13 protein-coding genes are annotated in these 14,830 nt (G+C 70.0%); 9 read left to right on the plus strand and 4 right to left on the minus strand.

The window, feature by feature from the left end; all coding sequences use genetic code 11:
* The first annotated feature begins 28 nt into the window (after nt 1–28).
* From ACZ6NZ_RS00415 to ACZ6NZ_RS00425, 3 genes are all read left to right on the plus strand, one after another.
* Nucleotides 29–1,162, plus strand: a complete 1,134-nt coding sequence (locus tag ACZ6NZ_RS00415) for a S8 family serine peptidase (RefSeq protein ID WP_465854536.1) — start codon at nt 29–31, stop codon at nt 1,160–1,162.
* A 159-nt stretch (nt 1,163–1,321) separates the two neighbouring features.
* A complete protein-coding gene (locus ACZ6NZ_RS00420) occupies nt 1,322–1,990 on the plus strand; it encodes a Maf family protein (RefSeq protein ID WP_465854538.1) in 669 nt (222 codons plus the stop codon).
* A complete protein-coding gene (locus tag ACZ6NZ_RS00425; protein ID WP_366612666.1) occupies nt 1,987–2,640 on the plus strand; it encodes an O-methyltransferase in 654 nt (217 codons plus the stop codon). Before ACZ6NZ_RS00420 ends, ACZ6NZ_RS00425 begins: the two co-directional genes overlap by 4 nt.
* Nucleotides 2,641–2,721: 81 nt before the next feature.
* Here ACZ6NZ_RS00425 and ACZ6NZ_RS00430 read toward each other — a convergent pair whose 3' ends face one another.
* From ACZ6NZ_RS00430 to ACZ6NZ_RS00440, 3 genes are all read right to left on the minus strand, one after another.
* Nucleotides 2,722–3,477, minus strand: coding sequence for an ABC transporter permease (locus ACZ6NZ_RS00430; protein ID WP_465854540.1), 756 nt, complete (start codon nt 3,475–3,477; stop codon nt 2,722–2,724).
* Between the two features lie 18 nt (nt 3,478–3,495).
* Nucleotides 3,496–4,455, minus strand: a complete 960-nt coding sequence (locus ACZ6NZ_RS00435; protein WP_366612668.1) for an ATP-binding cassette domain-containing protein — start codon at nt 4,453–4,455, stop codon at nt 3,496–3,498.
* 121 nt (nt 4,456–4,576) lie between these two features.
* Complete coding sequence (locus tag ACZ6NZ_RS00440) at nt 4,577–5,188, minus strand: PadR family transcriptional regulator (protein WP_465855878.1); 612 nt, start codon at nt 5,186–5,188, stop codon at nt 4,577–4,579.
* A gap of 150 nt (nt 5,189–5,338) precedes the next feature.
* Here ACZ6NZ_RS00440 and ACZ6NZ_RS00445 point away from each other — a divergent pair, with 150 nt between their 5' ends.
* The gene (locus tag ACZ6NZ_RS00445) at nt 5,339–7,090 is read left to right on the plus strand and encodes an acetyl/propionyl/methylcrotonyl-CoA carboxylase subunit alpha (protein WP_465854542.1); all 1,752 of its coding nucleotides are present in this window, start codon (nt 5,339–5,341) and stop codon (nt 7,088–7,090) included.
* Between the two features lie 16 nt (nt 7,091–7,106).
* On the opposite strand, the gene ACZ6NZ_RS00450 is transcribed toward ACZ6NZ_RS00445, so the two are convergent.
* Nucleotides 7,107–8,000, minus strand: a complete 894-nt coding sequence (locus ACZ6NZ_RS00450; RefSeq protein WP_465854543.1) for a LysR family transcriptional regulator ArgP — start codon at nt 7,998–8,000, stop codon at nt 7,107–7,109.
* 70 nt (nt 8,001–8,070) lie between these two features.
* On the opposite strand from ACZ6NZ_RS00450, the gene ACZ6NZ_RS00455 reads away from it, so the two are divergent.
* The 5 genes from ACZ6NZ_RS00455 (at nt 8,071) to ACZ6NZ_RS00475 (ending at nt 14,827) form a co-directional block, all read left to right on the plus strand.
* Nucleotides 8,071–8,667 carry a LysE/ArgO family amino acid transporter gene (locus tag ACZ6NZ_RS00455; RefSeq protein ID WP_465854545.1) on the plus strand — a complete coding sequence of 199 codons (597 nt, stop codon included), beginning with the start codon at nt 8,071–8,073 and terminating at the stop codon, nt 8,665–8,667.
* A 235-nt stretch (nt 8,668–8,902) separates the two neighbouring features.
* Nucleotides 8,903–10,342, plus strand: a complete 1,440-nt coding sequence (locus tag ACZ6NZ_RS00460) for a GuaB1 family IMP dehydrogenase-related protein (RefSeq protein ID WP_366612672.1) — start codon at nt 8,903–8,905, stop codon at nt 10,340–10,342.
* Between the two features lie 197 nt (nt 10,343–10,539).
* The gene (locus ACZ6NZ_RS00465) at nt 10,540–11,022 is read left to right on the plus strand and encodes a MarR family winged helix-turn-helix transcriptional regulator (RefSeq protein WP_465854548.1); all 483 of its coding nucleotides are present in this window, start codon (nt 10,540–10,542) and stop codon (nt 11,020–11,022) included.
* On the plus strand, nt 11,016–12,749 hold the full coding sequence (locus ACZ6NZ_RS00470; protein ID WP_465854550.1) for an ABC transporter ATP-binding protein: 1,734 nt from the start codon (nt 11,016–11,018) through the stop codon (nt 12,747–12,749). The genes ACZ6NZ_RS00465 and ACZ6NZ_RS00470 overlap by 7 nt, the downstream gene beginning before the upstream one ends.
* The gene (locus tag ACZ6NZ_RS00475) at nt 12,746–14,827 is read left to right on the plus strand and encodes an ABC transporter ATP-binding protein (protein ID WP_465854552.1); all 2,082 of its coding nucleotides are present in this window, start codon (nt 12,746–12,748) and stop codon (nt 14,825–14,827) included. Before ACZ6NZ_RS00470 ends, ACZ6NZ_RS00475 begins: the two co-directional genes overlap by 4 nt.
* The last annotated feature ends 3 nt before the right edge of the window (nt 14,828–14,830 follow it).

A 14,830-nucleotide genomic window follows, 5' to 3' on the forward strand; every position in this document is an offset into this window, starting at 1 on the left:
ACTCATCACCCGAGCCATTCTGGCCACAATGGTCCTGTCAATCGCGGGCCTCGGGGCGGCCGCGCAGGATCGGCCGCATTCGGTGCGCGGTACGACAGGGCCCGACCAAGCCGAGCGCATTCGAGACGACCAGTGGCACCTTCGCTTCCTAAACATATCCCGAGCGCAGGCGGTCAGCCAAGGCGACGGAGTTATTGTCGCGGTTCCGGACACGGGCGTCGATCGTCACCCTGACCTGAAGGAGAATCTACTCAAGGGCACCGACACGGTGGCGGGTGGCTCGGGAGACGGCCAGCAGGACTCGAACAGTCACGGCACGAGCATGGCAGGGCTAATTGCGGCGCATGGTAGCGGCCCAAGTTCAGGCGCGCTCGGCATTGCACCTAAGTCAAAAATTCTCCCGATAAAGGCGTCAAGCGCGGATAATTTCGGTGAAGCCGATGATCTCGCAGCAGCCGTAGAATATGCGAGGGCTAACAGTGCCCAGGTCATCAGCATTTCAAGCGGAGGTGCATCGACACCGCGCCTTGTCCGGGCGATCAAATCGGCCCTCGCAGCAAACATCGTAGTTGTGGCATCAGTGGGTAACTTACCTCACAGCACAACTGCGTATCCGGCCAGCGAAGAGGGTGTTATCGCGGTCGGGGGCGTTGATCGCGCTGGACGACACGCTGCCATTTCGGTCACCGGCCCGAACATCGATGTGGTCGCTCCTGCCGTTGACATCTACAGCACCAGTTACGGCGGGAAATACTCCAAGGGAACTGGCACATCGAGCGCGACGGCGATCGTTGCGGGTGCGGCTGCGTTGATCAGATCCAAGTACCCGTACCTGCCGGCCCGGGAGGTGGCGCATCGGCTCACGGCTACCGCCGTCGACAAGGGCCCCCCTGGGCGTGACGACGAGTACGGCTACGGAGTGATCGATCTTGTTGCGGCGCTGACGGCAGACGTACCGCCGCTTGGGTTTGAATCGGTGAGCGCCCCGCCCGGCGCTGGCCCGATCACGACGGCTGGTGCGCAGCCGGGTGATGAGAGCGATGGCGCGACCGCGCGGGGGCTGGCCACTCTCGGGGTGCTCGTGGCTGCCGGCGTCGGATGGGCCGTGATGGCGCGGCGGCGTCGTCGTGGTGATGATCCGCCACCCAGAATCAGTCGCTGAACGATCGGCGAAGCGGTGATCCACTCGGCTTGCAGGAAGTCGCGGTGTTCGGGGTGATGGGATGGCGCGGTTTCCTGTAGGTCGAGTGGATCAAGGGGGCGGGCCACCCGGCGGCGGGGTGTGGGTCCTGGTGGGGTGTTGGGCGGTAACGTCGGGGTGGTGTCTGAGACTTTGCCGCTCCGCCTCGTGCTCGCATCGGCGAGCCCTGCCCGTCGTAAGTTGCTCCAGGCTGCCGGCGTCGAGCCGGAGGTGCTGGTCAGTGGGGTGGACGAGTCCCTGGTGGTGACCGAACGGGCCGAGGAGTTGTGCCTGGAGTTGGCTCGCCTGAAGGCTCAGGCGGTGCTGACCCGGCTCAATTCAGCCGCCGATCAGCGGACGTTGGTGATCGGCTGCGACTCGGTGCTCGCCTTCGACGGTGAGATCCTCGGCAAGCCGACGGATGCCGCGGACGCGACCCGGCGGTGGCTGCGGATGCGGGGCCGCAGCGGTGTTCTCCACAGCGGGCACTGCCTGGTCGACGTGGTTGCGGGCCGGCGCGCGGAGGCGGTGGCGTCGACAACCGTCCACTTCGCTGACATCAGTGACGACGAGATCGCCGCGTACGTGGCCACCGGCGAGCCGCTGGCGGTGGCCGGCGCGTTCACGATCGACGGGCTGGGTGGGCCGTTCGTGGAACGGATCGAGGGTGACCCGGGGACGGTGGTCGGGCTGTCGATGCCGCTGCTGCGCCGGCTCCTCGCCGAGCTGGATCTGCGGATCACCGACCTGTGGACGACTGTCGCGCCGGGCGGCCAAATGGTCGAGCCGCTCGGTAACGTCCGGTCATGACCATCAAGTCGATCCCGCTCACCAACGAGCTGCACGCCTATCTGGTCGCACACGGCTCCCCGCCGGACGAGATCATCCGTGACCTGGCCGAGGAGACCCGGTCGGTGCTGCCCGAGCACGCCACCATGCAGGTGGCTCCGGAGCAGGCCGCGTTCCTGACGTTCCTCACCCGGCTACTCGGCGTGCGCCAGGCCGTCGAGGTCGGCACGTTCACCGGGCTCTCGTCGCTGGCGATCGCCCGCGGGTTGCCCGAGGGTGGGCGATTGACCTGCTTCGACATCTCCGAGGAGTTCACCGGCATCGCCCGGCGCTACTGGGCGCGGGCCGGCGTGCAGGATCTGATCGACCTGCGCATCGGCCCGGCCGCTGACGGGCTGCGGGAGTTGCCGCACGAGCGGCACCTGGACTTCGCGTTCATCGACGCGGACAAGACCGGCTACCCGATCTACTGGGCCGAGTTGGTGCCCCGGATGCGTCCGGGTGGGGTGATCGCCGTCGACAACGTCCTGCGTGGCGGGCGGGTCATCGCCCCGCGGGACGCCGCCGACCGGGCCATCGCCGCGTTCAACGATGAGGTTGTCGCGGACGTACGGGTGGACCCGGTGATGCTGGCGATCGCGGACGGCCTGACCCTGGCCCGGGTCCGCTGACCGTCGGCAACCGCCGAACACGGATGGTGAGGTGCCCCCACCAGGGGACACCTCACCATCGAGGAGCAGCGAGAGCCTGCGTCAGCGGACGCTGCGGGCGAACTGGCGGGCAGCCCAGTAGACGCCCAGCGCGGCGAGGACAGCGGTGATGGTGAGGCCCTGCCAGACCTTGTCGCTGCCCAGGTCACCGGCGAACAGCGCCCGGGTGCCGTCGACCGCCCAGGAGAACGGGTTCCAGTTGGCGATGCCCTGCAACCAGCCAGGCGCGAAGGTCAGCGGCAGCAGGATGCCGGAGAGCAGCAGCACCGGCTGCGCCACCGTGTTCATCAGCGGGGCCAGCGCGTCCTCACTCTTGACCTTGAGGGCGACACCGTAGGAGACGGCCGAGGTCATGAGGGCGATCAGGGCGAGCATCAGGTACGCCAGCAGCAGGTCCCCGAGGAACACCCGCAGGTCGAAGATGAGCGCCAGGAGCGTGATGATGACGGCCTGCACCAGGAGCGAGACCACGTCGCGCAGCGAGCGGCCGAGCAGCAGGGCGAGCCGACTGATCGGGGTGACCCGGGAGCGTTCGATGACGCCGGCTCGCAGCTCGGCGATCAGGCCGAAGCCCTGGAACAGGCCGCCGAAGATGGCCAGGAGCACCAGCAGACCCGGTACGAAGATCTTGTAGGCGGCCGCCTGGGTGGGCGCGTTCAGTGCCGGCTTGAGCAGCGGGGCGAAGAGCAGCAGGTACATGACCGGCTGGAACACGCCGACGAACACCCAGACCGGGTTGCGTAGTAGGAGCTGGATCTGGCGCTGGAAGATCAGCCACGAGTCACGGGCGAATTTCATGAGAGTCGTCTCCGGTGGTCAGGACTCGCGCAGCGAGCGGCCGGTCTTGGTGAGGAAGACGTCGTCCAGGCTGGGTCGGTGCAGCTCGATCGAGCGCAACTCCAGCCCGGCGTGGTCGAGTCGGCGCAGCACCTGCGGGATGGCGGTGGCGCCCTCGTCGACGTAGAGGCGCAGGCCGCCCTCGTCGACCGTCTCCAGCTTGTTGACGTACGGCTCGCCGTCGAGCGTCTGGGCGGCCTGCGGGGTGGCGGTCAGGTCGAGACCGACCAGCACCACGTCGCCGGAGATCTCCCGCTTCAGCTCGGCGGGGGTGCCCTCGGCCACCACCTCGCCGTTGTCCATGATCGCGATCCGGTCGCAGAGCGCGTCGGCCTCGTCCAGGTAGTGGGTGGTGATGAAGACGGTCATCCCGTCGGCGCGGAGCCGGCGGATCTCGTCCCACATGTGTGCGCGGCTCTGCGGGTCGAGGCCGGTGGTCGGCTCGTCCAGGAAGACGATCTTCGGCTCGTGGATGATGCCGAGGGCGATCTCCACGCGGCGACGCTGGCCGCCGGAGTAGGTCTTGCACTTGCGGTCGGCGTATTCGGTGAGCTGGAAGGCGTCGAGGGCGCGGGCGGCACGCCGCTGCGCTTCGGCCTTGCTGATGCCGTACATCCGGGCGTGCAGCACCAGCTCTTCGCGGGCGGTGGACTCGTCCCAGGTGCTGCCGCCCTGCGGGACGTACCCGATGCGGCGGCGCACCTCGGCGGGGTCCTTGCGCAGGTCGGCGCCCGCGATGGTGGCCTCACCGCCGTCCGGCTCGATCAGCGTGGCGAGCATCCGCAGCGTGGTGGTCTTGCCGGCGCCGTTCGGGCCGAGGAAGCCGAAGATCTCACCCTTGGCAACGTCAAGATCGACGCCCCGCACGGCGTCCACCGTCTTCGTCTCTCGACCCGCGCGGGAGCGGAACGACTTCCGCAGCCCCCTGGTCTCGATCATCTCTGCTCCTGGTCGTTCGGGCCGGTCGGGCCGGCCGTCGAGTGGGTCGACGCCGGACGGCGCAATCCCCCGCTGTGCCGTCGGTAGGCTAACGCGATATAGCTTTTCTAGTCAACGTTGATTATTGCGCGTCGGTGCCGGGCGACTCCGCGCCGTCCTTCCACCCCGTCCAACCCTGCGCTCCGTCCAGCTCAGCAGGCAGGTACGACACTCCGGAATCGATCCGCTCCGCGATCCGCTCGCACCAGGTCATCTCCGCCTCCGCGCGCGCCGACCACAGTTCGAACATCCAGGCCACGTGCACCGGCTTGCGGTTGCGCACCCAGTCCGACTCCAGCGAGGCGCGCATCGAGTCGACGCCCGCGCGCAGCAGGTTGGCCCGGTTACGCAGGGCGGCAGCCGCCTCGGCGCGCGGCATGGCCGGCAGGAAGGAGAAGGCGGCCACGAACGGGTCGACCGGCTCGCTGATGGTCCACCAGGAGTTGCGCAGCAGCGTCTCGAACTCGTCCTCCCCCTTGACTGTCACCTCGTACGTGGTCCGCGCCGGACGGGCGCCCACCTGCTCGGTCGCGACGGCGCGGAGCAGCCCCTCCTCGGTGAGCTTGCGCAGGGCGTGATAGATCGATCCGGGTTGCACGTTCGCCCACTTGTCGGCGCTCCAGCTCAGCAGCTCACGGCGCACGTCGTAGCCGTGCACGGGCTGCATCCACCGCACCAGACCGAGAATCATCATCCGAGTCGAAGACACCCGACAAGCGTAATAGCCAAGTTTGACTAAACCGTGGCGGGTGCAGTGCGCCATCCCACACTGAGCGATCGTTAGGGTCGCTGTGGGCGGCCGATACACTCCCCGTCAGTAACCTGCCCGGGAGGAGCCACGAAGGTGCGCAAGGTACTCATCGCCAACCGCGGCGAGATCGCCGTCCGGGTGATCCGCGCGTGCCGCGACGCCGGCCTGGGCAGCGTTGCCGTGTACGCGGACTCCGACCGCGACGCCCTGCACGCCACTCTCGCGGACGAGGCGTACGCGCTGGGCGGGGACAGCGCGACCGAGACCTACCTGCGCATCGACAAGCTGCTCGACGTCGCCGCTCGCGCCGGTGCCGACGCCGTACACCCGGGTTATGGCTTCCTCAGTGAGAACGCCGACTTCGCCCAGGCCGTCACCGACGCCGGGCTGACCTGGATCGGCCCCACCCCGCAGGCGATCCGCGACCTGGGCGACAAGGTCACCGCCCGGCACATCGCCCAGCGGGCCGGCGCACCGCTGGTCCCCGGCACCCCCGACCCGGTGGCCAGCCCGGACGAGGTGATGGCCTTCGCCGTCGACCACGGCCTGCCGGTCGCCATCAAGGCCGCCTTCGGTGGTGGCGGGCGCGGCCTCAAGGTCGCCCGCACGATGGAGGAGATCCCGCAGCTGTTCGAGTCGGCAACCCGGGAGGCGGTCGCGGCGTTCGGTCGGGGCGAGTGCTTCGTCGAGCGGTACCTCGACCAGCCCCGGCACGTCGAGGCGCAGGTCCTCGCCGACCAGCACGGCAACGTGATCGTGGTGGGCACCCGGGACTGCTCGTTGCAGCGGCGGCACCAGAAGCTCGTCGAGGAGGCGCCCGCGCCGTTCCTCACCGAAGCCCAGCGCGCGCAGATCCACGACAGCGCCAAGGCGATCTGCCGCGAAGCCGGCTACCACGGCGCCGGCACCGTGGAATACCTGGTCGGCGTCGACGGCACCATCTCCTTCCTGGAGGTCAACACCCGGCTCCAGGTCGAGCACCCGGTCACCGAGGAGACCGCCGGCATCGACCTGGTCCGCGAACAGTTCCGGATCGCCGACGGCGAGAAGCTGCGGATCACCGAGGACCCGACGCCGCGCGGGCACGCGATCGAGTTCCGGATCAACGGCGAGGACCCGGGCCGTAACTTCCTCCCCGCGCCCGGCACGGTCACCGCGCTGCGCCTGCCCAGCGGGCCGGGTGTGCGGGTCGACACCGGCATCTCGGCCGGCGACGTGATCGGCGGCAACTTCGACTCCCTGCTCGCCAAGGTGATCATCGTCGGTGAGACGCGGACCGAGGCGCTGGAGCGCGCCCGCCGCGCGCTGGACGAGATGGTCCTCGACGGGATGGCCACCGCGCTGCCGTTCCACCGGCTCGTCGTGCGGGACGAGGCGTTCACCGCCGAGCCCTTCAGCGTGCACACCCGGTGGATCGAGACCGAGTTCCACAACACGGTGCCGCCGTTCAGCGCCGCCGCCGGCACCGCCGAGGCGCCGGCCAAGCGCGACACCGTCGTGGTCGAGGTGGGCGGCAAGCGCATCGAGGTCAGCCTCCCCGCCGGCTTCGGCGGGAGTACGACCACCGCGGCACCCGCCGCTCGCAAGCCGACCCGGCGCGGTGGCGGTGCCAAGGCCGGTGCCCCGGTCGGCGGCGACTCGCTCACCTCGCCGATGCAGGGCACCATCGTCAAGATCGCGGTGGCGGACGGCGACACGGTGGCCGAGGGTGACCTGGTCGTGGTGCTGGAGGCGATGAAGATGGAGCAGCCGCTGCACGCGCACAAGGCGGGTACGGTCAGCGGCCTCAACGCCGAGGTCGGTGCCGTGATCACCGCCGGTGCTCCCATCTGCACCATCGCCTGAGCCGTCCGGCGGACGATCAGCGCAGGGTTTCGGCGGCGACCTCGCGGACGGCGACGGTCAGGGAGTTCAGCACGTCCGACTCCAGCCGCCAGTGCTGCCAGTACAGCGGAACGTCGAGGTGTCGGCCCGGCGCGAGGTCGACACAGCGACCCGCGGTCAGGTCGGCCTGGGCGATCTGTTCCGGCACCAGACCCCAACCCAACCCGAGCCGGATCGCCTCGCTGAACGCCGGCACCGACGGTACGTAGTTCACCGGCGGGTCGAGCGGTCGACCGACCACCGCCCGGATGAACCGATGCTGCACCCGGTCCTTCCGGTCGAAGACCAACAACGGAGTGCTCGCCAGCGCGGCGGCGGTGAGTCCGCCGGGGAAGTGCGACGCCGCGAATTCCGCTGTGGCCAACGCGCGGTAGCGCACGGCCCCGAGTCGCAGCACGCGGCAGCCCTGCACGGCCTCCCGCTGGGCGGTGACCGCCGCCGTCACCGAGCCGTCGCGCAGCAGCTCGGCGGTGTGGTCCTGATCGTCCTGCCGCAGGTCGAACGAGAGCCCGGCCCGCTGCGGCAACCGGGCCAGCGCGGCGGGGAACCATGTGGCCAGGGAGTCCGCGTTGACCACCACGGCGACCCGGATCCGGCCACCGCCGGCCAGCGGGCCGCGGGCATCGGCGAGGGCCTCCCGTTCGAGCAGCGCGAGCTGGCCGGCCAGGCGCAGCAGCGGGCGGCCGGCGTCGGTTGCCACGCACGGACGGGCACGGCGGACCAGCACCTGACCGACGGTCTCCTCCAGCGCCTTGATCCGTTGGCTCACCGCCGACGGCGTGACGTGCAGCAGCCGGGCCGCCGCGTCGAAGCTGCCCTCCGCCACCACCGCCGCGAGTGTCCGAAGCTGCGCCGAGTCGAGACCATCCATTAGCTGAGCTTAAGATGCCTGAGAATCTTTAGTTGGACTGGTGGCCGTCGACGGTCCTAGCGTCGACTCCGTGCTCACCTCCGCCCTCGCCGGCTTCTCGGTCTCCATCGCGCTCATCGTCGCCATCGGCGCCCAGAACGCCTTCGTCCTGCGTCAGGGCCTGCGACGCGAGCACGTCGTACCCGTGGTGCTGACCTGCGCCGCCTCGGACGCGCTGCTGATCATGGCGGGAGTGGCCGGGGTCGGCTCGCTGGTGACCGGTCGACCGGGCCTGCTGACGGCGATCCGGTGGGGCGGAGCGGCCTTCCTGCTCTGCTACGCGGGACTCGCCGCCCGCCGCGCCCTGCGTCCCGGCACCCTACTGCCCACCGAACGGCCGCCGGCCACGTTGGGGGCGACCCTGCTGGCCTGTGCCGCCTTCACCTACCTGAACCCGCACGTCTACCTGGACACCGTGCTGCTCCTCGGCAGCGTGGCCCAGCAACATCCGCACCGGTGGGTCTTCGGCACCGGCGCCGTTCTGGCCAGCGTGGTCTGGTTCACCGCGCTCGGCGTCGGCGCGCAGCGCCTCGCGCCGCTGCTCGCCCGCGCCGTCGCTTGGCGGGTGCTGGACGCGCTCATCGCCGTCGTCATGGCCGGGCTCGCCGTGACACTCCTGCTGGGCTGACCGGTTTCTACCCGGACTGACCGTGGCACTCCTGCTGGGCTGACCGGTTTCTACCCGGACTGACCGTGGCACTTCTGCCAGGCTGACCGATCCGTACCCGGGCTCGCCGGGGCACCTCTGCCGGGCTGCCGGGCTCCTCCGGCGAGCAGTGGCGCGCCAGCAGGACCGACGGCAATGCGAGTGTTTTCCGCGACCACCGGCGGTGGAACGGGCCACCAGCGGGAATGATTGTCGGGTGCGGTTCCTTCACGGCGCGGCTCCCGCGCACGACCTGACCTATACCGACGTCTTCATGGCGCCGGCCCGCTCCGACCTGGGCTCCCGACTCGACGTCGACCTCTCCACCGGCGACGGCACCGGCACCACGATTCCCTTGGTGGTGTCGAACATGACCGCGGTCGCCGGACGGCGGATGGCCGAGACGGTCGCCCGCCGGGGTGCCATCACGGTGATCCCGCAGGACATTCCGATCGAGGTGGTGGCGAACGTCGTCGCCTGGGTCAAGCAGCGCCACCTGGTCTACGACACCCCCATCACGCTGGGCCCGACCGAGACCGTGGGCGACGCCATCCACCTGCTGCCCAAGCGCTCGCACGGAGCGGTGATCGTCGTCGACGACGCCGGCCGGCCGATGGGCGTGGTCACCGAGGCGGACACCACTGGCGTGGACCGCTTCGCGCAACTGCGTCACGTGATGTCCACCGAGCTGCACACCGTCCCGGCGGACGCGGATCCTCGTACCGGTTTCGATCTGCTCTCCGCAGGCCGTCGCCGACTCGCCCCGGTGGTGGACGCCGAAGGTCGGCTGGTCGGGGTGCTGACCCGACAGGGCGCGTTGCGCGCCACGCTCTACACACCGGCGGTGGACGACCGGGGCCGGCTGCGGATCGCGGCGGCCGTCGGGATCAACGGGGACGTGACCGGCAAGGCGGCGGCGCTGCTGGAGGCGGGGGTGGACACGTTGGTCGTGGACACCGCGCACGGCCATCAGGCACGGATGATCTCGGCACTTCAGGCGGTCCGGAAGCTGGACCCGGGGGTGCCGGTGGCGGCCGGCAACGTGGTCACCGCCGAGGGCGTACGCGACCTGGTGGAGGCGGGGGCGGACATCATCAAGGTCGGCGTCGGCCCGGGGGCGATGTGCACCACCCGGATGATGACCGGCGTGGGTCGACCACAGTTCTCCGCCGTGCTCGACTGCGCGGCCGCCGCCCGCCAACTGGGCCGGCACGTGTGGGCCGACGGCGGGGTGCGGCACCCCCGGGACGTGGCGCTGGCGCTCGCCGCCGGCGCGTCGAACGTGATGATCGGCTCCTGGTTCGCCGGCACCTACGAGTCCCCCGGTGACCTCTACACCGAGCCGGACGGCCGGCGGTACAAGGAGAGCTTCGGAATGGCCTCGGCTCGGGCGGTCAGCGCCCGGACCGCCGACGACAGCCCGTACGACCGGGCCCGCAAGGCGGTGTTCGAGGAGGGCATCTCCTCGGCCCGGATGCACCTGGACCCGGCCCGCCCCGGTGTCGAGGACCTGATCGACGAGATCATCGCCGGGGTACGCAGCGCGTTCACGTACGCCGGCGCACGGGACCTGACCCAGTTCCACGAGCGGGCCATCGTCGGCGTGCAGAGTGCCGCCGGCTTCACCGAAGGAATGCCTCTCCCCACGAGTTGGTAAGACACCCTCCAGCGCGTCGATCATGGAGTTGTGGTGCCCCGCAGAAGGGGCAGTGAGGGGCGGACTGCCCACCACAACTCCATGATCGACGCGTTTCTGCCCGCGCGCCGCGATCAGCTCGGTGTCGGCGGGCCGGGTCGGGCCGTCTGCGGCAAATTCGTTTGGCCCCTGACTATCAGGGGGCTAACCTGCTAGCCGTGGAACTCGTGACCCTCCAGGACGTGCCGCTCGGCCGGCTGTTGGTGGTGGCCGGGCACCTGGTCGGGCAGCGGTGGAACCGCTACCTCGCCGAGGAGCACGGCCTCACCCAGGCCGGCATGATCACCCTGATGACGCTCGCCCGACACGGCGAGTTGCCGCACCGGGCGGTCGCCGAGAAGGGGTTCGTCCGCCCGGCGACCCTCACCGGCATCGTCGACACGCTGGAGCGCGACGGTCTGGTCGAGCGGCAACGCGACGACAACGACCGGCGCAGCATCCGACTCGCCATCACCCCCGCCGGGCGGGACCGGGTGGCCGCGCTCGACGCGCTCATGCACTCCGGACGGCCCCTCACCTCGGTCGACGCCGACCCGGCGAAGGCCCAGGTGATCCGGGAGTTCCTGCTTGAGGTCATCGGCAGCGGAGACGACCCGCGGATGACCGGACGCCCTACCGAAACGAAGGACCCGGCGTGCTGATCCGACTCCTGCGCGGCCAACTGCGCACCTATCAGAGACCGTTGCTGGCGGTCGTGCTGCTCCAGTTCGTGGGCACCATGGCCTCGCTCTACCTGCCCAGCCTCAACGCGGACATCATCGACCAGGGTGTGGCCCGGGGCGACACCGACTACATCGTGCGCACCGGCGGCTGGATGCTGCTGGTCAGCCTGATCCAGATCGTCTGCTCCATCGCGGCTGTCTACCTGGGCGCCCGGGTCGCGATGGGCTTCGGCCGGGACGTACGCGCCGAACTGTTCGGGCACGTCAACCGCTTCTCCGCCCGCGAGGTGGCCCGGTTCGGGGCACCGTCGCTGATCACCCGCAACACCAACGACGTGCAGCAGGTGCAGATGCTCGTGCTGATGAGCTGCACGATGCTCGTCGCCGCGCCGATCATGAGCGTCGGCGGTGTGTTCATGGCGTTGCGTGAGGACGTCGGGCTCTCCTGGCTGCTGCTGGTCAGCGTGCCGGTGCTGGCCATCGCCCTGGGCGCGATCATCCGTCGGATGGTGCCGGGCTTCCGGCTGATGCAGACCCGCATCGACACGGTCAACCGGGTGCTGCGCGAGCAGATCACCGGCATCCGGGTGGTCCGTGCGTTCGTCCGAGAGCCGTACGAGACGGACCGCTTCGGCGTCGCCAACGCCGACCTGACCGCGACCGCGCTACGTACCGGTCGGTTGCTGGCGTTGATCTTCCCGGTGGTCATGCTGGTGCTGAACGTCTCCAGCGTGGCCGTGCTCTGGTTCGGCGCGCAGCGGGTGGACGCCGGCGCGATCCAGGTCGGGGCGCTCACCGCGTTCCTCCAGTACCTGATGCAGATCCTGATGGCGGTCATGATGGCCACCTTCATGCTGATGATGGTGCCGAGGGCGGCGGTCTGCGCCGAGCGGATCGTCGAGGTGCTGGACACCGACTCCTCGGTGGTCCCGGCCACCGTGCCGGTCACCGAGCTGCCCTGCCGGGCCGAGTTGGAGCTGCGCGGGGTGCGCTTCCAGTACCCGGGGGCGGTGGAGCCGGTGCTGCGCGACATCTCCTTCCGGGCGACCCCGGGCACCACCACGGCGATCATCGGCAGCACCGGAGCGGGCAAGACGACGCTGCTGTCCCTGATCCCCCGCCTGGTCGACGTCACCGACGGCGCGGTGCTGGTCGACGGGGTGGACGTGCGGGAGTTGGCACCGGACGAGCTGTGGCGCCGCATCGGCCTGGTGCCGCAGCGGCCGTACCTGTTCACCGGAACGGTCGCCAGCAACCTGCGCTACGGCAACCCGGACGCCACCGACGAGGAGCTGTGGTCGGCGCTGGAGATCGCCCAGGCCCGGGACTTCGTGGCCCAGATGCCCGGCGGGTTGGACGCCCCGGTCGCGCAGGGCGGCACCACCGTCTCCGGTGGGCAACGGCAGCGCCTGGCCATCGCCCGCGCCCTGGTCCGGCAACCGGAGATCTACCTCTTCGACGACTCGTTCTCCGCGCTCGACCTGGGCACCGACGCGCGGCTGCGAGCGGCCCTGCGGCCGGTCACCGCGCAGGCGGCGGTGGTGATCGTCGCCCAGCGGGTCTCCACGATCATCGACGCCGATCAGATCATCGTTCTCGAGAACGGAGGGGTCGTCGGAGTGGGACGACACGGGGAGTTGTTGGACACCTGCCCGACGTACGCCGAGATCGTGGCCTCGCAGCAGACCACGGAGGTGGCGGCATGACCGAGCGCGACGAGCCGCGCACCGCGGCCGTACCCAGTCAGAAGCCGGCCGGCGACCCGCCAACGCCGGGAGGCGACGGGCAGCAGGCCGGCGGCGACGCGCGGACGCCGAAGCGGCTGCCACCGGGCCGTCCGGGCGGCGGCCCGGGATGGATGAGCGCCGGAATGCCCGCCGAGAAGTCGATGAACTTCGGCCCGTCGGCCCGGCGGTTGCTCGGCCGGCTGCGCTCGCACCGACTGCACCTGGCCGCGATCATCACCCTCGCCGTGGTGAGCGTCGGGTTCAGCGTGGCCGGGCCGAAGATCCTCGGCCACGCCACCGACCTGATCTTCACTGGGGTGATCGGCCGGCAACTGCCCGCCGGCACCACCGCCGACCAGGCCGTCGCGGCGGCCCGGGCCAGCGGCAACGACAGCTTCGCCGACATGCTGGCCAGGATGGACGTGCTGCCCGGGGTGGGCATCGACTTCCACGCACTGAGTCGGGTGCTGCTGCTGGCGCTCGGGCTCTACCTGGCGGCGAGTCTGCTGTCCTGGTGGCAGGGTTGGCTGCTCAACGGGGTGGTCCAGCGCACCGTGCTGCGGCTGCGCGCCGAGGTGGAAGAGAAGCTCAACCGGCTGCCGCTGCCCTACTTCGACAGGCAGCCGCGCGGTGAGCTGCTCAGCCGGGTCACCAACGACATCGACAACATCTCCACCAGCCTCCAGCAGACCCTCAGCCAGCTGCTCACCTCGCTGCTGACCGTCGTCGGCGTGCTGGCCGTGATGTTCTGGATCTCGCCGGTGCTGGCCCTGGTGGCCCTGGTCGCGGTGCCGCTGTCGGTGCTGGTGACCCAGCGCATCGCCAAGCGCTCGCAGAAGCAGTTCATCGCCCAGTGGACGCACACCGGCGAGTTGAACGGCCAGATCGAGGAGGCGTACACCGGCCATGAGCTGGTGAAGGTCTTCGGCCGGCAGCGCGAGGTCGAGGCCGCGTTCCACGCGAAGAACGAGGAGTTGTTCCGGGCCAGCTTCGGGGCGCAGTTCATCTCCGGGATCATCATGCCGTCGATGATGTTCATCGGAAACCTGAGCTACGTGGCGATCGCCGTCGTCGGTGGGCTGCGGGTCGCCTCCGGCACGATGAGCCTCGGTGACGTGCAGGCGTTCATCCAGTACTCCCGCCAGTTCACCCAGCCGCTCACCCAACTCGCCTCGATGGCCAACCTGCTCCAGTCCGGGGTGGCGTCGGCCGAGCGGGTCTTCGCGGTGCTCGACGCGGACGAGCAGACCCCCGACCCGGTCGCGCCGGCCCGGGTCACCGACCCGCACGGTCGGGTCGAGTTCGAGCACGTCTCGTTCCGCTACGAGCCGGACAAGCCGCTGATCGACGACCTTTCGCTGGTCGCCGAGCCCGGCCACACGGTGGCCATCGTCGGCCCGACCGGCGCCGGCAAGACCACCCTGGTCAACCTGGTGATGCGGTTCTACGAGCTGGACGCGGGCCGGATCACGCTCGACGGGGTGGACATCACCACGATGCGCCGCGACGACCTGCGCGGCCGGATCGGCATGGTGCTCCAGGACACCTGGCTGTTCGGCGGCACCATCCGGGACAACATCGCCTACGGGCGGCCGGACGCCACCGAGGAGGAGATCCTCGCCGCCGCCCGGGCCACCTTCGTGGACCGGTTCGTGCGCAGCCTTCCCGACGGTTACGACACCGTCATCGACGAGGAGGGCAGCAACGTCAGCGCCGGCGAGAAGCAGCTCATCACCATCGCGCGGGCGTTCCTCGCCGAGCCGTCGCTGCTGATCCTCGACGAGGCCACCAGCTCGGTGGACACCCGTACCGAGGTGCTGCTGCAACGGGCGATGGCCGCGCTGCGCTCGGACCGGACCAGCTTCGTCATCGCGCACCGGCTGTCCACCATCCGCGACGCCGACCTGATCCTGATGATGGAGGACGGCCGGATCGTCGAGCAGGGCACCCACGAGCAGTTGCTGGCCGTCCAGGGCGCGTACCACCGGCTCTACCGCTCACAGTTCACCGGCGCTGTGGTCGACGAGGAACCGGCCGCCCAACCGGCATCGGTCTGAGGT

The sequence above is a fragment of the Micromonospora sp. NPDC047756 genome (assembly GCF_055587245.1).

Coding starts and splice junctions, on each gene's coding strand:
- ACZ6NZ_RS00440 (WP_465855878.1), bottom strand. CDS start 5,188: ATGATGATTCTCGGTCTGGTGCGGTGGATGCAGCCCGTGCACGGCTAC.
- ACZ6NZ_RS00430 (WP_465854540.1), bottom strand. CDS start 3,477: ATGAAATTCGCCCGTGACTCGTGGCTGATCTTCCAGCGCCAGATCCAG.
- ACZ6NZ_RS00435 (WP_366612668.1), bottom strand. CDS start 4,455: ATGATCGAGACCAGGGGGCTGCGGAAGTCGTTCCGCTCCCGCGCGGGT.
- ACZ6NZ_RS00415 (WP_465854536.1), top strand. CDS start 29: ATGGTCCTGTCAATCGCGGGCCTCGGGGCGGCCGCGCAGGATCGGCCG.
- ACZ6NZ_RS00450 (WP_465854543.1), bottom strand. CDS start 8,000: ATGGATGGTCTCGACTCGGCGCAGCTTCGGACACTCGCGGCGGTGGTG.
- ACZ6NZ_RS00425 (WP_366612666.1), top strand. CDS start 1,987: ATGACCATCAAGTCGATCCCGCTCACCAACGAGCTGCACGCCTATCTG.
- ACZ6NZ_RS00475 (WP_465854552.1), top strand. CDS start 12,746: ATGACCGAGCGCGACGAGCCGCGCACCGCGGCCGTACCCAGTCAGAAG.